This window comes from Pseudomonas sp. SIMBA_067 (assembly GCF_046534675.1).
Classification (GTDB): Bacteria; Pseudomonadota; Gammaproteobacteria; order Pseudomonadales; family Pseudomonadaceae; genus Aquipseudomonas; species Aquipseudomonas putida.
Window position 1 is genome coordinate 1 of record NZ_JAWRYH010000675.1, and the last position, 261, is coordinate 261.

Annotated in this window: 1 pseudogene; it reads right to left on the bottom strand. The window is 58.2% G+C overall.

Annotation, left to right across the window (positions count from 1 at the left end):
* Positions 1–261, bottom strand: a pseudogene (locus SB765_RS30830) (enoyl-CoA hydratase); the annotation flags it as partial.

Genomic DNA, 261 nt, shown 5'->3' on the forward strand with positions numbered 1-261 from the left:
AGCATCAACTCGATGGCAACAGTGAAGCTGATGCCCTGCAGTGCCATGACCATGTGCTTGGTACGAATCGGGTCACGCAGGCCGAAAGGGTCGACTTCGGCAGGTGGTATGTAGGGTTTACCTTCCTTGCGCAGTGGCGCGCACTTCGGCATGTCCAGGCCAGCCGTAAAGTGGTCGCCTTCGGCATCCAGCACGACTACGCGCAGCTCAGGATCTTCTTCCAGACGGGTATAGGCAGCCGCCAGCTCGGCAAACATCTTT